This is a genomic window from Acinetobacter sp. 228, assembly GCF_048147885.1.
In genome coordinates this window covers 1-2,109 of the sequence record NZ_JAYWYV010000087.1, presented here as the reverse complement: position 1 = coordinate 2,109, position 2,109 = coordinate 1, and the positions used below count along the sequence as shown (strand labels likewise).

Here is a 2,109-nt window from a genome sequence, read left to right as displayed (position 1 = left end):
ATTTGGTTGAGGAAAAAGATATTTTTCCAACTGAGGTAGCATAAGTTCCATATTCTTACCAATCATCCATTGTGGCTCTGAAGGTTCTACACCTTGAGCTACTTCCCATTTGGTTACGGTTTGCTTAGCAGCATTAAATGAATCTTTCATAGAAGACTGCTCACGCATCGCTAAATCAAAGAAAGCTCGTCCAAAATAAGTATAGTCAGCTTCGTTATTACAACCGAACGAAGTTTTATCCGCAGCAGATGCCGTAATAATTAAAGTATCAGGTGACTGTAACGCCGGAATAAAACTTCCTGAGTAACAAGCAGAAATGACAATCACACGCCAACGTATCCCCGCTTTATCGAGCGTTTCACGTAACCATTTCGGATCGACTTGCCCCAAATCTAGAGGTGCATTTTCAATTTCAAAATGGTTTTGTTCACCGTGCGATGTCATATATAAAAATAACACATCACTATCACGGTTCATTTGCTGGCCCATACGGCGTAAGGCCAACTCTATACTGGTTTTAGATGCAATCGGGATTTCGGTTCGGGTATCCGGATTATTGACCAGCATCATTGAACGCCCGACTGTACCAACACGCGTATCGAATTGTTCTTTAATACGAACCACTTCCGATTTAAAAACGTCTTGATAACTATCGCCTGCAACACCCAAGAAATACCAATGACTTTTAGCTAACTCACCATATTGAACTTGCTCTAAAGCATCATGAAGTAATTTACTTTGTGCATAAAAAGCATCTTCGGCAAAAGTAGGTGGAGAATCTTCCACTTTCCAAATAGGCTGATCTTTTACTGAAAGTTGCCAAACCACCATGGTCGCAATGGTCGCAACCATAACCAATGCCCGCTCCCACCAAGGCCACTTAAGCTCACGTGAGAACACCCAAATGACCGCCAAACTTTGCCACACAAAAAGTGCTACAAACAAACCAGGTAAAATACCGTTATAAATAGCATCCGGAATAAAGTTTAGATAACCATTAGATCCCAAATATTGAATTAAACACTGTATTAATAAAATATTGGTATCTAAAACCAACCACAATAAGGCTGGAACCAACATTAAACGCGGCTGATTAATACGCTGTGATAAGAAAATACCAACAATAAGCGCAATAAAAGGCCAAAGTGCGTATCCAATTAGACCTTGTGAGTTGAAGTCGCCAATTTGACCGGCAACAAGCCAACTATAAAGTGAGTTGGTACACCCACCTAATATTCCCCAAACAATGAGCTGAAGAATAGAGGGATGTACGATCTGTAAGGAACGTCTTGACCCCAAAAATAACCACATTCCGGCAAGCTGGTTACTTTTAAAATCATGCCAAAAGTTAATGGAAGGTTTGAGATCAATCATAAAAAGGTTTCAAAAATTTCGTTTTTGTCAGGCACCATAAGTGTATGCCTGCTAAGAATTTTAGCAATCATGCTTTTGAACTATATCACATATATTTGTGCATTATTCAAGCAATAAAACTTAACCTTACATAAGCTTACTGAAAGTAAGCATCAAAACGACAAGCATCCCCCTGCCACTGATGGGCTGGCTCTTGATTTGCTAAAAAAATAGCATGTCGTGGACGTTTTACAATCACTCGCTTTGCAACTTTTTTGGCTAGCTCAAGCAAATGATCACCCAAATCCATTTCTCCATCTTCGGGTAAAAGTAAATGCAAAAGCTGCATCTGCTTTTTGACTTGGGCTTGTTTTTTAATTGCTTGTTGATTCTGATCGCGCTGTGGGAACATCGGGTCAAGGTAGACCACATCAACTGTTTTTTCTTCTTGATCTAATTGCTGTAAATAGCTTGCAGAGTCAGCGAAGATCAGTTGAATACGATCCATAAATTGGCTTAAAAATGGATCATGCTGTGCCTGAGCTTTTGAATCTTCAAGTAAAGTAAATAAAATCGGATGGCGCTCAACAAGCTGGATTTGGGCTCCTAGATAAGCCATAAGTAAGCTGTCATGACCTAAGCCCGCTGTAGCATCGACCAGTACTGGCTTTTCACCTAACTGACAAGCACGAGCAATCATTTCCGATTTAAGACTTGCTCGTTTTAAACGCGGAATTTCAGCTTTCCAGTCAGGCT

Annotated in this window: 2 protein-coding genes; both read right to left on the bottom strand. The window is 40.2% G+C overall.

Annotation, left to right across the window (positions count from 1 at the left end):
• A partial coding sequence (locus tag VXQ92_RS16100) for a C13 family peptidase (protein WP_416682506.1) occupies positions 1–1,374 on the bottom strand: 1,374 nt, incomplete at its 3' end.
• 136 nt (positions 1,375–1,510) lie between these two features.
• Positions 1,511–2,109, bottom strand: a 599-nt coding sequence (locus tag VXQ92_RS16095; protein ID WP_416682505.1) for a class I SAM-dependent methyltransferase, incomplete at its 5' end; no start/stop codon positions are given.